The organism is Microbacterium galbinum, assembly GCF_023101185.1.
Classification (GTDB): domain Bacteria; phylum Actinomycetota; class Actinomycetes; order Actinomycetales; family Microbacteriaceae; genus Microbacterium; species Microbacterium galbinum.
In genome coordinates, this window is sequence record NZ_CP078077.1 from 997,525 (window position 1) to 1,014,120 (window position 16,596).

At 69.3% G+C, this 16,596-nt stretch carries 17 protein-coding genes; 5 read left to right on the forward strand and 12 right to left on the reverse strand.

Annotation, left to right across the window (positions count from 1 at the left end):
- Positions 1–82 precede the first annotated feature (82 nt).
- The 10 genes from KV396_RS04985 to KV396_RS05030 all read right to left on the reverse strand — a co-directional run bounded on the left by KV396_RS04985 (position 83) and on the right by KV396_RS05030 (position 9,989).
- Positions 83–1,003 (reverse strand): dihydrodipicolinate synthase family protein, encoded by a 921-nt coding sequence (locus tag KV396_RS04985; RefSeq protein ID WP_247957046.1) that lies wholly within the window; start codon positions 1,001–1,003, stop codon positions 83–85.
- Complete coding sequence (locus tag KV396_RS04990; RefSeq protein WP_247957047.1) at positions 997–1,830, reverse strand: SDR family oxidoreductase; 834 nt, start codon at positions 1,828–1,830, stop codon at positions 997–999. Before KV396_RS04990 ends, KV396_RS04985 begins: the two co-directional genes overlap by 7 nt.
- Positions 1,831–1,859: 29 nt before the next feature.
- On the reverse strand, positions 1,860–2,732 hold the full coding sequence (locus KV396_RS04995) for a carbohydrate ABC transporter permease (RefSeq protein ID WP_247624344.1): 873 nt from the start codon (positions 2,730–2,732) through the stop codon (positions 1,860–1,862).
- Positions 2,729–3,694 carry a carbohydrate ABC transporter permease gene (locus KV396_RS05000; RefSeq protein ID WP_247633672.1) on the reverse strand — a complete coding sequence of 322 codons (966 nt, stop codon included), beginning with the start codon at positions 3,692–3,694 and terminating at the stop codon, positions 2,729–2,731. The genes KV396_RS04995 and KV396_RS05000 overlap by 4 nt, the downstream gene beginning before the upstream one ends.
- Before the next feature lie 80 nt (positions 3,695–3,774).
- Positions 3,775–5,064 carry an ABC transporter substrate-binding protein gene (locus tag KV396_RS05005; protein ID WP_247957048.1) on the reverse strand — a complete coding sequence of 430 codons (1,290 nt, stop codon included), beginning with the start codon at positions 5,062–5,064 and terminating at the stop codon, positions 3,775–3,777.
- 211 nt (positions 5,065–5,275) lie between these two features.
- On the reverse strand, positions 5,276–5,719 hold the full coding sequence (locus KV396_RS05010; RefSeq protein ID WP_247624341.1) for a DoxX family protein: 444 nt from the start codon (positions 5,717–5,719) through the stop codon (positions 5,276–5,278).
- A 178-nt stretch (positions 5,720–5,897) separates the two neighbouring features.
- Positions 5,898–6,767, reverse strand: a complete 870-nt coding sequence (locus KV396_RS05015) for a dihydrodipicolinate synthase family protein (RefSeq protein ID WP_247633671.1) — start codon at positions 6,765–6,767, stop codon at positions 5,898–5,900.
- Positions 6,764–8,419 (reverse strand): tripartite tricarboxylate transporter permease, encoded by a 1,656-nt coding sequence (locus tag KV396_RS05020; protein ID WP_247624339.1) that lies wholly within the window; start codon positions 8,417–8,419, stop codon positions 6,764–6,766. The genes KV396_RS05015 and KV396_RS05020 overlap by 4 nt, the downstream gene beginning before the upstream one ends.
- Entirely contained in the window at positions 8,416–8,955 is a 540-nt protein-coding gene (locus KV396_RS05025; RefSeq protein ID WP_247957049.1) for a tripartite tricarboxylate transporter TctB family protein, read from the reverse strand. Before KV396_RS05025 ends, KV396_RS05020 begins: the two co-directional genes overlap by 4 nt.
- A 65-nt stretch (positions 8,956–9,020) precedes the next feature.
- The gene (locus KV396_RS05030) at positions 9,021–9,989 is read right to left on the reverse strand and encodes a tripartite tricarboxylate transporter substrate binding protein (protein ID WP_247957050.1); all 969 of its coding nucleotides are present in this window, start codon (positions 9,987–9,989) and stop codon (positions 9,021–9,023) included.
- A 163-nt stretch (positions 9,990–10,152) separates the two neighbouring features.
- Here KV396_RS05030 and KV396_RS05035 point away from each other — a divergent pair, with 163 nt between their 5' ends.
- From KV396_RS05035 to KV396_RS05055, 5 genes are all read left to right on the forward strand, one after another.
- Positions 10,153–11,313 carry a PP2C family protein-serine/threonine phosphatase gene (locus KV396_RS05035; protein WP_247957051.1) on the forward strand — a complete coding sequence of 387 codons (1,161 nt, stop codon included), beginning with the start codon at positions 10,153–10,155 and terminating at the stop codon, positions 11,311–11,313.
- Positions 11,310–13,274, forward strand: coding sequence for a glycosyltransferase family 2 protein (locus tag KV396_RS05040; RefSeq protein WP_247957052.1), 1,965 nt, complete (start codon positions 11,310–11,312; stop codon positions 13,272–13,274). The genes KV396_RS05035 and KV396_RS05040 overlap by 4 nt, the downstream gene beginning before the upstream one ends.
- Positions 13,258–13,590 carry an STAS domain-containing protein gene (locus KV396_RS05045; protein WP_247633666.1) on the forward strand — a complete coding sequence of 111 codons (333 nt, stop codon included), beginning with the start codon at positions 13,258–13,260 and terminating at the stop codon, positions 13,588–13,590. The genes KV396_RS05040 and KV396_RS05045 overlap by 17 nt, the downstream gene beginning before the upstream one ends.
- The gene (locus KV396_RS05050; protein ID WP_247957053.1) at positions 13,580–13,996 is read left to right on the forward strand and encodes an ATP-binding protein; all 417 of its coding nucleotides are present in this window, start codon (positions 13,580–13,582) and stop codon (positions 13,994–13,996) included. The genes KV396_RS05045 and KV396_RS05050 overlap by 11 nt, the downstream gene beginning before the upstream one ends.
- Positions 13,997–14,058: 62 nt before the next feature.
- Entirely contained in the window at positions 14,059–15,363 is a 1,305-nt protein-coding gene (locus tag KV396_RS05055; protein ID WP_247957054.1) for a cytochrome P450, read from the forward strand.
- Between the two features lie 83 nt (positions 15,364–15,446).
- On the opposite strand, the gene KV396_RS05060 is transcribed toward KV396_RS05055, so the two are convergent.
- Complete coding sequence (locus tag KV396_RS05060; protein WP_247633663.1) at positions 15,447–16,109, reverse strand: GntR family transcriptional regulator; 663 nt, start codon at positions 16,107–16,109, stop codon at positions 15,447–15,449.
- Between the two features lie 52 nt (positions 16,110–16,161).
- Positions 16,162–16,578, reverse strand: coding sequence for a heat shock protein transcriptional repressor HspR (locus tag KV396_RS05065; RefSeq protein ID WP_247624335.1), 417 nt, complete (start codon positions 16,576–16,578; stop codon positions 16,162–16,164).
- Positions 16,579–16,596 lie beyond the last annotated feature (18 nt).

The following is a 16,596-nucleotide window of genomic DNA, read 5'->3' on the forward strand; positions in this document are numbered from 1 at the left end:
CCGCCCGTGCATCGATCGGTGCCAAGCGTCGGTTATGGCCCGCGAGAACCGTCATTTCGCACCGGTCGATGCACGCGCGGGGTCAGGCGGCATCCTCGGCGGCGGTCGTCGCGATGTGCTCCTGCAGGCGGGCGTGCACCTCGTCGAGTCGGGCGCGCGCGGCGTCGTCAAGGGACGGCAGCGGCGAACGGCAGTCGCCGAGCGACAGAGCGGATGCCTTGCCGCCGAGGTACTTCGCGGCGCCGAAGACGCCGACCTCGACCATCGCCTCGACCGTGTCGTTGATGCGCACCTGCACGGCGCGCGCCCCGGCGAGGTCGCCCGCCTCGAACCGACGGCGCAGCGACAGGAAGAGCTCGATCTGCAGCGCGACGGTGGTGCCGATCGCTCCTCGCGCACCGATCGACAGCGCCGGCAGGTAGAACTCGTCGAACCCGTTGATGAGCGTCTGGTGCGGGTAGCGGTGCAGGATGCGCTCGGCGCCGTAGAGGTTGCGCGAGGTGTGCTTGACGCCGATCACCTGCGGCAGGGCGAGCAGTTCGTCGAAGCCGCCCTCCGAGATGTCGCGGCCGGTGAACTGCGGGATGTTGTAGAGCACGAACGGCAGGTCGACGGCGTCGATCACGGTGCGGAAGTGCCGCACGACGTCGTCGGTGGAGTAGCCGTAGTAGAGCGGCGGGATCATCGAGATCGCACCGACCCCGGCATGCTTCGCCGCCTGCGCGATGCGCACCGCCTCACCGGTCGACATCGCACCCACGTGCGAGACGACGGGCACGCGGCCCGCGGCGGCGGCGACGGCGGTCTCGGCCACCGCGATGCGCTCGGCCTCCGAGAGCAGCACGCCCTCCCCCGACGAGCCGCACACGTAGACGCCCTCGACGCCCCGGCGGATGTCGCCGTCGAGCATCGCGGCGAGCGCCTGATGGTCGACGCTCTCGTCGGAGCGCATCGGGGTGACGGCGGCCATGAAGAGCCGCGTGCCCAGCAGGTCGTTCACCACGCCGTCCACCCTCCGTCGACGACGACGTTCGACCCGGTCATGTAGGTCGAGGCGTCGGAGGCGAGGAAGACCAGGGCGCCGTTGAACTCGTTCGCCTCGGCCATCCGTCCGATCGGCATGCGGGCGGTGTAGTTGGCCTGGAAGGTCGCGTCCTGCGTGTCGCGGCGCACGCCTGAGGGCGTGAGCGTGTTGACGCGGATGCCGGCGCGCCCCCAGTAGGTCGCGCAATAGCGGGTGAGGTTGTACAGGCCCGACTTCGCGGCCGAGTACGCGACCGGTTTGATGAACGGGATGCCGGTCTGCTCGGCCTTGTAGGCGTAGATGTCCTGCACCGGCGAGACCATGCCGTAGATCGATCCGACGTTGACGATCGAGCCGCCGAGTCCGGCGTCGCGCATCCGACGACCGGCCGCCTGGGTGACGAGGAAGGTGCCGACGAGGTTCGTGTCGACCACCTCGCGGAACACCTCGGCGGGGAACTGCTCGAACGGGCCCGAGACCTCGGGCGGCGCGCTGGGCTGGGTGTCGAGGCCCGCGTTGTTGACCACGACGGTCGGCACGCCCCAGGCCTCCAGCACCCGGTCGAATCCGGCATCCACGCTCTGCTGGTCGGTGATGTCCATCGCGACCGCGAGCAGCCGGCCGTCGGGGTCGGCGATGCCGAGCTCCGCCGACGGGTCGGCCACCTCGCGGCGGGAGGTGACGGCGACGCGGGCACCGCGCCCGTGCAGTTCGCGCACGAACTCGGCGCCGATCTGGCCGAAGCCGCCGGTGACGACCACCACCTTGTCGCGCACGGAGAACAGCGGGTCGAATCCTTCAGACATGTCTTTCGATACTCCAGGTTGCAGGGCGCTCAGCCCTTGACGGATCCGGCGGTCAGCCCCGACACGATGCCGCGCTGCGCCCACAGGAAGAAGATGATCGCGGGCAGGGCGAACAGCAGGGCGCAGAACATCACGACGTTCATCGGCGTGTAGAACTGGCCGAGGAACGACGACAGACCCACGGATGCCGGCCACAGATCGCTCGACGAGATGAACGTGTTCGCGAACATGAACTCGTTCCAGCCGTCGAAGAACGCGATGACCGAGGCGGCCGCGATGCTCGGCATGACCAGCGGCAGCACGATGGTGGTCAGGATGCGCAGGCGGGAGCATCCGTCGATGCGCGCCGACTCCTCGATCTCGTAGGGGATCTTGTCGATGCCGCTCTTGATGATGAACATCGCCACCGGCATCACGAACGCGGTGTCGGCGAGCACGAGGCCCCAGTGGCTGTTGAGCAGCCCGGCCCCGGCGAAGATCGCGTACAGCGGCACGATGATCAGCGCTTCGGGCAGCATCTGGGTGCTGAAGAAGATGAACCCGGCGACACCGCGGCCGTGGAACTTGTAGCGGCTGAGCGCGTAGGCGGCCATGGTCGCCAGCACGAGGCTGAGGATCGTGGTGCCCGCGGCGATCACGAAGGAGTTGCCGAGCCAGCGGAAGATCGGGATGTCGGCGAGGAACCCGCCCCACTGCCCGATGTTCTGCACCTCGGGCACGAGCGGCTGCGATCCGCCGTACAGCGAGGCCTCGGTGCCGAGCGAGGTCGACAGCATCCAGTAGACGGGGAATCCGGCGAACACGACGAGCAGGGTGATCAGCGCGGCCTTGCCGAGGCTGCCGAACTTGGCGGCGACGCCGCGGCGGCGCGGGAGGTCGGTGGGAATGCGCACGGTGGTCATCGCTGGCTCTCCTGACGTTCCTGGATCTGCTCGACGATGAAGTAGACGACCGTGACCAGCAGCGAGAGCACGAGGCCGAGGGCGCCGATCGCGGCGGCCCGCCCGAGGTTCTGGTCCTGGAAGGCGGTGCGGTAGACGTTCACCACGAGCGTGTTGGTGACGTCGAGCGGTCCGCCGCCGGTGATGAGGAAGATGATCTCGAAGCGCCGGATCGACCAGATCGTCATGAGCAGCGTGATGACGCGGATGGTCGGCATGATGTGCGGGAGGGTGACGGCGCGGAACGACTGGAAGCGCGTCGCGCCGTCGACCCAGGTCGCCTCGCGCAGCTCGTGCGGCACGCTCTGCAGGGCGCTGAGCATCACGAGCATGACGAGCGGGGTGAGCTTCCAGACCGTCGCGAGCGTGACGGCGAAGAGCCCGTACTGCGGATCGACGAGCCAGCCGTGCTCTCCGAGCCCCAGTGCGCTGGTGGTGCGGTTCAGGATGCCCTGCTCGTTGTTGTAGATCCACACGAAGATGAGGGCGGCGGCGACGGTGGGCACGGCCCACGGGATCGTCGCGATCGCGCGGATGATGCCCCGGCCCTTGAACGCGGTGTTGAGCAGCAGGGCGCCGGCGGTGCCGATAGCCACCGAGAACACGACGGTGAAGAGCGTGTAGAGGAGGGTCGTGGCGACCGAGGTCCAGAACTTGTCGCTCGAGAGCAGGTAGTCGTAGTTCTCGAGGCCGACCGGGCGCCCACCCGAGGGGTTCACGAGCTTGGTGGCCGTGAACGACAGCAGCACGCCGCGGATCAGGGGGAAGACCGTGAAGATCGCCAGGTACGCGATCGCCGGGAAGAGGAAGAGGTAGGCGCCGTTGCGCTCGATGAAGCGCGAGATCGCACCGCTGTCGCGGCGACGCCTCGGCGGCGAGGCGGGGGGCGCGGTCTGCGGCGCCTCGAGCGTGGGGGTGGCCATGGCCGGGTGTCCTTTCGCGTGTCGCGGGAGTGGCCGAGGGGCGGGCGGCCGGGGGAAGAACCGCCCGCCCCTCGGAGTGCTCAGCCGAGTTCGGCTTCGAGGGTCTCCTGCACCTCGGCGAGCTTGGCCTTCACGTCGCCGCCGTTGACCCGCAGGTCCTCGACCGCCGTGAGCACCTCGCGCCAGATGACCTTGCTCTCGGTCTCGAAGCCCTCGACGAGGGTCGACTTCGAGGTCTTGGCGGCCTCGAGGAACTGCGTCGCCCAGGGGTTCGCCTCGAGGAACGCGGCATCCGGCTCGACGTCGGTCGCCATGGCCGAGGCGCCGAGGCCCGCACGGATCGCGGTCTGCCCCTCCTCGCCGAGCACCCAGCGCACGAAGTCCTTCGCGGCCTCCTTGTTGTCGCTGTTCGCGTTGACGGCGATGATCAGCTGCGAGTTCGAGCCCGGGTTCGCCAGCGGCAGCGGAGCCGCGCCCATGTTCTGCCCGTTCACGGCGTTGTCGGGATTGCTCGTGATGGTGGTCGCGACGCCCGAGTTCTCGAACAGCATGCCGACCTGGCCCTGGCCGAACTTCGCGCGGAACGTCGACGCGTCGTCGCCGATGGGCGCGACGCCCGAGGCGAAGGTCTCGAGGAACGCCTCGACGGCCTCGACGTTCTCGGCGCGGTCGATCGTGAGCGCATCGCCGTCGCTCAGCTCGCCGCCGAACCCGTAGATCCAGTTGGCCATCTCGAGCGTCCAGCCGTCGATCTCGGCGGTCTGGTGACGACCCGCCCAGCCGGCGATGCCCAGCTCGTCCTTGATGGTCTGCGCGGTGGTGAGGAACTCGTCGAACGTGGTCGGCACCTCGAGTCCGAGCTGCGCGAAGATGTCCTTGTTGTAGATGACGGTGCTGTAGGTCGGGCGCTCCCAGTTGAAGCCGTACTGCCCGCCGTCGAACACGCCCGCCTCGTTGGTGTTGTTGAGGTCGTCGCCGAGCTCGTCGGCGATGTCGTCGAGGGGCTCGAGCACGCCAGCATCCACCAGCGAGGCGAACTGGCTGTCCTGCAGCACCATGACGTCGGGGCCGCCACCGGCACCGAGCTCGGTGCTGAGCTTGTCGGCGTAGTTCGCGAACGGGATCTCGACCTTGGTGAGCTCGATGTCGTCGTTCGGTCCGGTGTATCCCTTGACGGCATCCCAGATGATGGGACCCTTGCCGTCTTCGAGGAACTGCCAGTTCGAGAACGTCAGTTCTCCTCCGGCGCTTCCGGCATCGCTGTCTCCGCCCGATGCGCAGCCCGCGAGGGCGATGGCGGCGACGGCGGCGAGGCCGGTGATCCGCAGCGCGCGTGCGTTGCGGGACGGGTGTAGGGGGTTCGACTTCACTGTTCACTCCTTTGGCCAGCAAGTTCTCTGCGACGGTGCAGCCGACTCCTCGCTCGGGATGCGTGAAATCGGTTTCATAAAGATAACTTCGTAGTCTTCTCCCTGTCAAGCACCAAATGGTTACGCAACCTCGCGCGTACGAAGATCTCCGGAAAACGACGGATGCCGCGGGGGCTGAGCCCCGCGGCATCCGTCGTTCCGTCTCCTGAGGTCAGGCGAGCCAGGCCGGGGCGCGCCCGCGGAGCACGCCACGGTCGACCGAGAAGCGTCCGGCACCCGTGAAGGCGATCGCCAGCGCGGAGGCGCCGAGCAGGGCGACGAACTCGTAGCCGCCCTCGCCGACCCAGAAGCCCGCGGGCAGGTGCACCAGCACGAGCGCCACCACCATGTCGACAGCCAGAAGGATGCCGGCGAGGCGCGAGAAGAGGCCGAGCACCAGCATCGCCCCGCCGATCAGCTCGAGGAAGGCGACGAAGGGGGCAGCGATCTCGGGCAGCGGCACGCCCATCCCGGCGAAGCTCTGCGTGGTTCCGGCGAGCGTGTACTCGAAGATCTTCTGCGCGCCGTGGGCGAAGAAGATGCCGCCGACGACGACGCGGAGGACGAGGAGTCCCCACGCGGTCGCGGCGGAGGTGTGGGCGGTGGTGTTCGTCATGAGGAGGCCTTCCTTCGTGGCAGGACACCGCGCGCCAGGCGCGGAGCGGGCGGGGGAACCCGTCTTCGACGCTAGGAAGGCCACCTTTCGGTTTCCTGTGGGCGGGCGCCCGCAGGCAAGGCTCAGGGACCCATACGGCTGGGTCGCTGAGCCTGTCGAAGCGCCCCACACGAGATACTCAGCGGTGCGCGGCGACCACCTCGGCGACGGCGGTGCGCTCGGCCTCGGTCGGCTCCGCGATCGCCATGCGGCAGTAGGCGTCGACCACGTCGAGCACGCGGTACGCCTCCTTCATGCGCGCCATGTCGCCACCGATCAGAGACACCACGTCGTCGACGGCGGTCTGGGCGGCGGCGATCGCTCCCGCATCACCCGAGCGCCCGGCGTCCGCGAGCGCCCGGAACGGCTTCGGCGTGACCGACGAGACGCCCGAGACGACGCCCTGCGCGCCGGCGCCGACGGCGGCGATCAGGTCGCGGTCGGCTCCCGTGTACAGGTCGAAATCGGCGGGCACGACCGCGCGGTACGCGGCGATCTCGTCGAGCGACAGCTCGCTGAGCTTCGCGCCGACGATGTTCGGCAGCCCCGCGAGGCGCACGAGCAGCTCGGGCGAGACGGTGTTGCCGCTGCGCGCCGGGTAGATGTAGACGTACAGGCGCCCGTCGCCCACGGCATCCGACACCGCCTGGAAGTAGTCGAAGATCGCGTCGTCGGTCGACTTCAGGTAGTACGGGGTGAGGGCGGCGAACTCGGTCGCGCCGAGTCCGCGGGCGATCTCGACCAGGCGCACGGCCTCGAAGGTGCTGGGCTGGCCGACGTGCACGATCACGCGCATGCGGTCGGCGAGTTCGGCGATCGCGGCGCCGACGAGGGAGCGGAACTCCTCGACGTCGACCGCGGGGAACTCCCCCGTCGTGCCCAGGATGAACGCGCCCTCGTTGCCCGACTGCCCGACGAAGCGGAAGATCGCGCGCGACCCCTCCAGGTCGAGGCTGCCGTCGCGGTGGAACGCGGTGGGGACGGCGGTCAGGATGTCGTAGCGGGTCACTTCTCGTTCTCCTTGGAGTTCTTGCGCGCCTTGCGGAGCGCGCGGGGGGATGTGTCGACGTTGCGCACGGTCGAGGTGAGCAGGTCGGGGTTCGCGGCGAGTTCGTCGTGCGCCTTCTCGATCTGCTCGCGGCTCTCGTCGTCGAGGATCGAGTCCTCGAGCGACTTGCGCTCGGCGCGCGGCTTGCGGGCCGCGCGGATCGCCGGCATCACGATCGAGAGCACGGCGAGGGCGAGCAGCACGATCGCGATCGGGCTGACGACCTCGAAGAACGGGCGCGTCGGGAGGATCGCGAGGGTGCGGGCGAGGTTCTCCTCGGCGAGCGGGCCGAGCAGCAGACCGAGCACGACGGGGCCGGCCGGCACCTGCATGCGCTTGAGCAGCACGCCCACGACGCCGAACACGAGCATCGTGACGACGGTCGACAGGCTGTTGGAGGTCGCGTAGGTGCCGATGATGCAGAAGATCAGGATGCCGCTCCACAGGTACGGCTGCGGCACGTCGAGCAGCTTCACCATTCCCTTCATGCGGATGAGGCTGAGCACGAGCGACAGGATGGTCGCGACGAGCATGATGCCGACGATCGAGACGACGAGGTCGGGGCGGTTGGTGAACAGCGTGGGCCCGGGGGTGATGCCCCAGATGATCATCGAGCCGATCATGACGGCCATCACGGAGTCGCCGGGGATGCCGAGGGCCATCGTGGTGGTGAGCGATCCGCCGAGCGTGGCACTCGAGGCGGTGTCGGATGCCGCGACGCCCTCGATCGACCCCTTGCCGAACATCTCGGGGTGCTTCGACGCCTTGCGCGCCCGCTCCCATCCGATGAGGCCGGCGATGTCGCCGCCCGCGGCCGGGATGAGTCCGACCCCGAGGCCGACGGCGCCGCCGACCGCGGTGGCGCGGCCCGACTGCTTCAGCTCGGACCTGTTCGGCCACCAGCGACCGAGGCTCGAGATGGGCCGCACGTGCGACTTCTTGTGCGTGAGCAGCTGGTCGAACAACTCGGCGATGCCGAAGAGGCCGATGATCACGGCGATGAAGTTGACGCCCTCGACGAGCTCGAGCACCCCGAAGGTGAAGCGCTGGTCGGCGGTCGCGGCGTACGTGCCGACGCTGCCGAGCATGAGACCGAAGAGCCCGGCGAGGATGCCCTTGAGCATCGACTTCGACGAGATGCCGATCATGATCGAGATGCCGAAGACGACGAGCGCGAAAAGCTCGGGCGACTTGAAGTAGTCACGGGCGAAGCTCGCGATCGGCACGGCGGCCACCGAGAACAGCACGAGCGAGGCGAGGATGCCGACGGCCGAGACGATCGCCGAGATCGTGAGCGCGAGTCCGGCCCTGCCCTGCTTCGCCATCGGGTAGCCGTCGAGGGTGGTGGCGATGGATGCCGGGGTGCCGGGGGTGTTGATGAGGATCGACGGCACACGGTCGCCGAAGTTGGCGGCGACGTAGATGGTGAGCAGCACCGCCAGGCCCTGCACGGGCTCGAGGGTCATCGTGAAGCCCGCGGCGAGGGCGACGGCCATGGTCGCGGTGATGCCGGGGAAGGCTCCGACCATGAAGCCGAGCACGAGGCCGACGAGCATGTAGAGCAGGATCGAGATGTCGAGGAGCGAGTTCAGCCCCTCCATGAGCGCGTTCACAGGGGAATCCTCAGGAGCATCCCGAACACGACGTAGACGAACGCCGTGACGGAGGCGGAGTAGATGACGAGGCTCAGCCAGCGGCGGTGACCGTAGAGGAGCATGAGGGCGGCCATGAGCAGGGCGGCCGCGACCGGGAACACCTCGATGCGGTAGCCGAACAGGATGACCGTGCCGAGCGACCAGAGGGCGATGAAGGCGCCGGTGATCGCGAGCGTGGCGATGACGCGCAGGTAGCCGCCGGGCTGGATGCGCTCGAGGTCTTCACGGGTGGGTGCCGGCCGGGTGACGGCGACGGCGAGGATCGCGATCGCGATGACCACGCCGGTGACGCCGATGACGAGGGGCCAGAATCGGGCGTCGATCTGCCCGGGAGCGGCCTCGCGGCGCAGCGGGATCTGCGTGGAGAGGAAGAGGTAGCCCGCGGTGAAGGCGAGGGCGACCACGCCGAACGCGATCTCGAGGCCCCGCGAGGCGGGTGCGCCCTCGTACTCGTCCTCGGATGCCGCGTCGGCAGCGATGTCGGGGGTCGACATGGGTTCTCCTTCGTTGGAGGGGGTGCGCTGCGGGGCCGACGGACGCCGGCCCCGCAGGAGTGCTCTCAGCCCAGGAGGTCCTGGAACAGCGTGAACTGGTCGTCGACGAAGGTCGTCCACTCGGCCGAGTCGCGGTAGACGACGAGGTTGCCGGCATCCGCCTGGAACTGCTGGTAGGTGTCGGACTCGACGGCCTCCTTGACCGCGGCCTCGAGCGTCTCCTTCACGTCGTCGGGCAGACCCTTCGGCGCGTAGATTCCGCCCCACCCACCGAATACGACGTCGTCGCCGATGGCCTCTTCGACCGTCTCGACGTCTTCGGCGTCGGGGTGGCGCTCGTCGTTCATGACGGCCAAGATGCGCACGGCGTCGCCCTGCGCGAGCGCTTCGCCGAGTCCGGAGACGGCGGCGACGGTCTCACCGGATGCCGCAGCGGCGACGGCGGTCGCGCCACCGTCGTACGGGACCGGGGTGAAGTCGGCATCGGTCGCGGTGCCGAGGCCGACGGTCGCGGCCTCCCAGATCGAGCCGGCGCCGGAGTTGGCGACGGTCACGGGGCCGGACTTCGCCTGCGCGACGAGGTCTTCGAGGGTCTCGATGCCGCTGTTCGCGCCGACCGTGATGACGCCGGGGGCGAGCATGATCTGGCCGAGGAGGTCGAAGTCCTCCGGCAGCACGTTGGCGCCCTGCGTGGTGTTGAGCATGGCGATCTCGACCGGGGCGAAGCCGATGACGTAGCCGTCGGCGTCCTGCGAGCCGACGTACTCCATGGCCAGGGCGCCGGCCGCACCGGGCATGTTCTCGGGGATGACGCTGACGCCGAGGATCTTCTCGAGCTCGGTCGCGAGGGCGCGCGACGACAGGTCGGATCCGCCGCCGGGGTTGGCCTGGATGATCAGGCGGATGTCCTTCTCGGGGAATGCCGACGCGGCATCTTCGCCCTCTTCGACCTTGGTGCAGGCCGAGACGACGAGAGCGGTGGCTGCGAGGGCGGCGAGTGCGGCGGCCGCCCGGGTGATGCGCTTGCGGGGCATCTTTGCTCCTCTACGTGGGTCGACCGTGTTGTCGACACCGTGAGGCTAACAGTGTTGACTGTTAACAGTCAACACTGTCCAAGTTTTCACCTCCGCGCGCCCTCACCACCCGGCCCGTTCGGATGCGAGGATGGCAGGAGAAAGACCGTAGGAGGGACGGCAGGTGTTCGACGAGCGACGCAGACAGCAAGCGCTCGAGGAACTGGGGATCCTCGACACCCCCCGCGATGAGCGGGTGGATCGGGTGGCACGACTGGCGAAGGAGATGTTCGGAGTGCCGATGGTGAGCGTCTCGCTCATCGACCGCGACAGGCAATGGCGGAAGGCGGAGATCGGGTTGGGCGCCGATCAGGCGCCACGGCAGGACTCCTTCTGCGATTACACGGTTCGACAGGACCGCACCGTGGTGATCGAGGATGCCGCACTGACGGACCTCTTCGCCGACAATCCGTTCGTGACCGGCGACCCGCATCTGCGGTTCTATGCGGGGCATCCGCTGCACGCGCCCGGAGGAGAGCCGATCGGCACCCTGTGCGTGCTCGACACCGAACCGCACACGCTCACGGACGCCCAGCTCGATCTGCTGCGCGATCTCGCGTTCTGGGTGCAGTCCGAACTCGCCAACGACGCCGAGCTCGACCACGCCGCCGTCATCCAGAGCACGCTGCGCCCGCACGCCCATCCCGAGGTCCCGGGCTACACGATCGCCGGCGGTTCGATCTCGCGTGGCGCTCTGGCGGGCGACTTCTACGACCTCGACATCGTCGACGGCGCCCTGCGCGTCACTCTCGCCGACGCGATGGGCAAGGGCACCGGCCCCGCGCTGATCGCCGCGAGCGTGCGCGCCTCCCTGCGTACGGCCCCCGAACGAGGGCTGACGGCATCGATCGCCGAAGCCGATCGTCTGCTCGAGCAGGACCTCGGCGACACCGCGATGTTCGTCACCGCCGTGCACGCGGAACTCGACCCGGAGTCCGGCGACCTCGAGGTGATCGACGCCGGGCACAGTCTCGCCTTCATCCTCCGCGCGGACGGCTCGTGGGAGCATCTGCGCTCGACGAGCCTGCCGCTCGGGATGGGCATGGGCCTGCAGCCGGCGGAGATCCGGACACCGCGGCTCGCGAACCTCGCACGCGGGGACGCATTCGTCTGCTGCAGTGACGGCCTGCTCGACGTCCTCGATCCCGACGATCCCTACGCCCACGTCTACCGCGTGCTCACCGAGCTCGGACCCGACGGAGCGATCCGGGAGGCGATGGGGCTCGCCACCGCCGAAACCGCGACCGACGACATCACCGTGGTCGTCGTCCGGAGGGATGCATGAGCGCCCGGTTCGCCACGATCCGCATCCTCGCCCTGCTGTCGGTGCTGCTCGGCGTGAACTACGTCGCGTGGCGCTGGCTCGAATCGGTGAACTGGTCGGCGTGGTGGATCGCGGTACCGCTCGTGATCGCCGAGACGTACAGCCTCATCGACACCTTCCTGTTCTGCCTGACCATGTGGCGGGCCAAAGAGAGGCCGGCCCCCGTATCGGAGCCGCGTGGCACGGTCGACGTCTTCATCACGACGTACGACGAGCCCATCGAGCTCGTCATGACGACCGCGCGTGCGGCCCAGCGCATCGCGTATCCGCACACGACCTGGATCCTCGACGACGGCTCCCGCCCGGAACTCGAAGCGGCGGCGCGTGATGCCGGGGTGTCGTATCTCACCCGCCCGGACGACTGGACCGGCAAGCCGCGCCACGCCAAGGCCGGCAACCTGAACAGCGCCCTCTTCCAGACCGACGGCGAGTTCCTGCTCATCCTCGACGCCGACCAGATCCCCGATCCGCTCATCCTGCACCGCACCCTCGGCTACTTCGCCGACGACTACGAGGTCGCCGTCGTCCAGACCCCGCAGTGGTTCATGAACGTCGATGAGGCCGATCCTCTCGGAGCCCAGGCACCGCTGTTCTACGGTCCGATCCAGCAGGGCAAGGACGGATGGAACGCCGCGTTCTTCTGCGGTTCGAACGCCGTGCTCCGGCGTGAGGCGCTCATGCGGCTCGGCATCATCGGTTACGTCCGCGAGGTCACCGACTCCGCCGCCCGTGCGCTGCGCGCATCCGAGACGATGATCGAGGCGGAGGTCCGAGCGGCGGCCGACCCGAACCTGACGCGCGAATTCAGCGCGCTGCAGATCGTGATCCGCCAGGGGCGGCGCGACCTGGCCGCGGGCGTCGCCGTGGCCGAGGTGGCCGACCGGGTGCGATCGGCCGTCGATGACGCGTCGCGCATCCTCGTCGCGCAGGATCTCGCGGGTATCCGCGCCGACCTCGCCGAACTCGGCGCGCTGCCGATCGAGCACGATGCCGAACTCGATGCGATCGTCGTCGACGAGGCAGGGCTCGCGACGCTGGCGGCATCCGACCTCTCCCCCATCACGGCGCTCGACGCCGTGCGCGCCCTGCTCGACGCGCTGCGCCTCGACCGCGGAGACGAGGCCCAGCCCATCCTCCCGATGGCGACCATCTCGGTCACCGAGGACATGGCGACCGCGATGCAGCTGCACTCGCAGGGGTGGCGCAGCGTCTACCATCACGAGATCCTCGCCAAGGGCCTCGCTCCCGAGGACCTTCGCACCATGCTCACCCAGCGGCTGCGCTGGGCACAGGGCACGTTGCAGGTGATGCTCCGCGACAACCCCCTGGTCAAGCGCGGGCTCTCGGTGGGCCAGCGCCTGATGTACTTCGCGACGATGTGGAGCTACCTGTCGGGGTTCGCGGCGGTCGTGTACCTGACGGCTCCCGTCGTGTACCTCGTGTTCGGGGTGCTCCCGGTCACCGCATGGTCGGTCGATTTCTTCGTGCGTTTCCTGCCGTACTTCGTCGTGAATCAGGTGCTGTTCCTGGTGGTCGCGAAGGGGGTCAGGACCTGGCGCGGGCAGCAGTACTCGCTCGCCCTCTTCCCCGTGTGGATACGAGCGTGCTGGACGGCGTTCGCGAACGTCGTGCTCGGCCGCCCCCTGTCGTTCGCCGTGACGCGCAAGGACGGTCGCGATCCTCGCGGCGTGCCGTGGGGGCAGATCTGGCCGCAGCTGACGGCCATGGTGGTGCTGACGGTCGCCCTCGTCATCGGCGTGACGCGCGTCATCATCGGCACCGCCGACGGAACCGGCACACTGGTCAACACCGCCTGGGTGCTCTACGACCTCGTCGTGCTGAGCGTCATCATCCAGGCCGCCCGCTATCGTGGGCCGGCCGCCCGAGTCCTCGAGAAGGAGCCCCATGGATCTGAGCACTGACACCCGCGACGGCTACGCCGTCATCGGCCTGACGGGTCGACTCACCGCGACGGGAGCACCGCTGCTGCGCAACGCGGTGAGCGACCTCATCGCCGCGGGCGAATCGAACATCGTCATCGACATGGCGGGTCTGCTGTTCGTCGACTCGTCCGGACTCGGCGCCCTCGTGGGCGGGCTGAAGAGTGCGCGCGTCGCCGGCGGCGACCTGCGCATCGCCGCCGTGCCCGAAGCGGTGCAGACCGTGCTGCACCTCACCAACCTCGATCGCGTGCTGCGCGACCACCCGACGCCGGAGTCGGCGTTCGATGGACGCTGAGACCCGCGCGGTGCACATCGACGGGCCGGCCCGGCTCGAGCTCGTCGACCACGTCCTCGACGCCCTCGACGGGCTGTGGGCGGACGCCCCGCACGTCGCCGACCGGGACCGCACGCTGTTCGCCCTCGCCGTGAGCGAGGTGGCGACCAACATGGTGCAGCACACCGACGACCCAAACGGGGTCACCCTCACCGTCGACATCCGCGTCTCGTCGGACGACCTCCTCGCGACCCTCACCGATACCGCCCCGCCGGCGGAGATCGACTGGGACGGCGTCGAGATGCCGGATGCCGACAGCGAGAGCGGCCGAGGGCTGGCGCTCTCCACCGCCGCGCTCGACGAGTTGCGACACTACGCCGACGCCCGCGGCAACACCTGGCGTCTGCGGCGGAGGCTCGCGCCCTAAGCAGGCTTCGCCCTTCGTGCAAGCCCCTATCGCCGGCGCTTCGGTGCGGGGACAGTGGGCGCATGCTGATGCGATCGAGTACTCCCCGCCCTCTGCACGACGACTCGATCGGTCTGCTCACCCGCGGCTACCGCCTCGGCGAGCACCTCTGGCGGCGCACGGAACCGGGGGCCCGCGCCGTCGGGATGCGCCTGCTGGGAAAGCCTGCGCTGTTCGTGCGCGGCGCCGAGGCGGTGTCGCTGTTCTACGACGGGGATCGGATCGCCCGGCACGGCGCGATGCCCGCTCTCGTTCAGAACACCCTTTTCGGGAAGGGCTCGGTGCACAGCCTCGACGGCGCGACGCACCGCCACCGCAAGACGACCTTCCTCGACGTCGCGTACGAAGACGAGCAGGTCGCGCGTCTCGCGCCGTACCTCGAGCGCGAGTGGCGGAGCGAGGTCGACGCCTGGGCGGCCGGTACGAGCCGCCGTTCCGCCTACGAGGCCGCGATCGGCGCCTTCGGTCGCGCCGTCATGCGCTGGGCCGGACTCCCGGGGACGGCGCGGGCGAAGACTCGGTGGGCCGAGCGGCTCGCGCAGATCGTGGACGGATTCGGTGCGCCCTACTCCCTCGCCTTCCTCAGCGCGCAGTTCAACCGGGCATGGTCCGACCGCCACGCCGAGAACCTCATCATGGCCGTGCGGCGCGGCGAGCTCGAGACCGTCGCGGGGACCGCCCTGCACGAGTGGGCCTGGCACCGGGATGAGACGGGCGTGCTGCTGTCTCCTCGGCTCGCGGGCATCGAACTGCAGAACGTGCTGCGCCCGATGATCGCCGTGGCGCGGTTCGTCGCCTACGCCGCGAAGCGACTGCATGAGCATCCCGAATGGCGCGGGCGCATCGCGACCGAGGCAGCCGAGCGGGGTTCGCTGACCGGCGGCCCGCTGGCGACGGCGTTCGCGCAGGAGATCCGCCGCACCTCGCCGTTCGTGCCGATGCTTCCCGCCTGGGCGACGGAGGACGTCGAGTTGGACGGCGAGCGGGTGGAGGCGGGCGACCGCGTCGTGCTCGACATCCTCGGCACGAACATGGACGCGGCGTCGTGGGACCGTCCCGCGGACTTCGTTCCGGACCGGTTCGTCGGGATCGACGACTACGAGGCGATCGAGACCTTCGTCCCGCACGGCGGAGCGGATCCGCGTACGGGACACCGCTGCCCCGGCGAGAAGCTCGCCATCGCGGGGCTCGCGGCCGCGGTCTCCGCGCTGAGCGACCGACGGGTCGAGATCCTCGACCAGGGCCTCGACGTGAACCTCCGCCGCCTTCCGACCATGCCGGCCTCCGGAGGTCGAGTCCGCGGTTGCCCCTTCCACCGCCGGGGCTGACGCCCCCGGCTTTCGCATCGTTCACCTGGCGCTCTTCGCCTGGCGAGACCCGCGAGGCGCGCGACTCGAAAGGCCGAGGGAGATCAGGCCCGCGTCTGGATCTCGCTCAGCATCCGATCGCGGGCACCGTCGAGGTGCGCGGCCAGAACGGCGGATGCCTCCTCCGAAGTGCCGGTGCGCATGACGTCCATGAGCGTGAAGTGGTCGCCCGAGGACTCGTGGAGGTCTTCGTCGTGGTTGATCGTGACCTCGAGCAGCGCGGCGAACGTCGGGAGGTACTGGCTCCACGCCCCCTCGAGCCGCGGGTGGTCGGCGAGCGCGTAGATCTGCGAGTGGAAGTCGAGGTCGGCGGTCACGAAAGCCGCGTGATCACCGGCATCCGCAGCCGCACTCATGCGCCCGACGGCCGCCGCCATCGGCGCCCAGCGCGCTGGGTCGTCGACGCGCATCGCCCGAGAGAGGGCGAGCTGCTCGAGGGCGCCGCGCAGGCTGTAGAGCTGGTCGACGTCGTCTTTCGTGAGTCCGGTGATGTACACGCCGCGCGGGCGCTGCACCTCGACGAGGTTCTCGAAGCTGAGCTGCGTGAGGGCGTCGCGGATCGGACCGCGGCTCACGTCGAACTCCTCGGCGAGCGCCTCCTCGGTGATGCGGGTGCCGGGCGCGAGGTCCCCGCGCACGATGCGCTGACGCAGCACGCGTGCCACCTGGGCTCCGAGCGACTCTGCCCGCTTGACGATCTGTGTCACGCCGACCTCCTGTTAACAGTTGACAGGATACACACCGGTCGCTGAGGAGAGGTCAGTTGCGCCCGTCGCGCGGGCTCCAGAGCACCACTTCGGTCGAACGACGCAGGCGTCGGCCCGACGGCATCGGCACCACACCGGATGAACCCGCCGCGAACACGCGCACTCCGGGTCGATTCTCGCGCTCGGAACGCAGAGAGGCCTCGAGGTCGGCGATGCGGCGGCGGAGCATCCGATTCTCGTCCTCGAGGTCGAGCAGTCGGGCGATCGCCGGCAGGCTCATCCCCTCGGACGACAGCTGGGCGACCTCACGGAGCTGCTCGATGTCGCGATGCGAGTACCGGCGAGAACCGCCGCGCGTGCGGCCGGGGGTGACCAGGCCGATGCGGTCGTACTGGCGCAGCGTCTGCGGGTGCATGCCCGCGAGCTCGGCCGCGACGGCGATCGCGAAGACCGGGGTGTCAGCGTCCATGGCGGGCCCCTTCGTCTC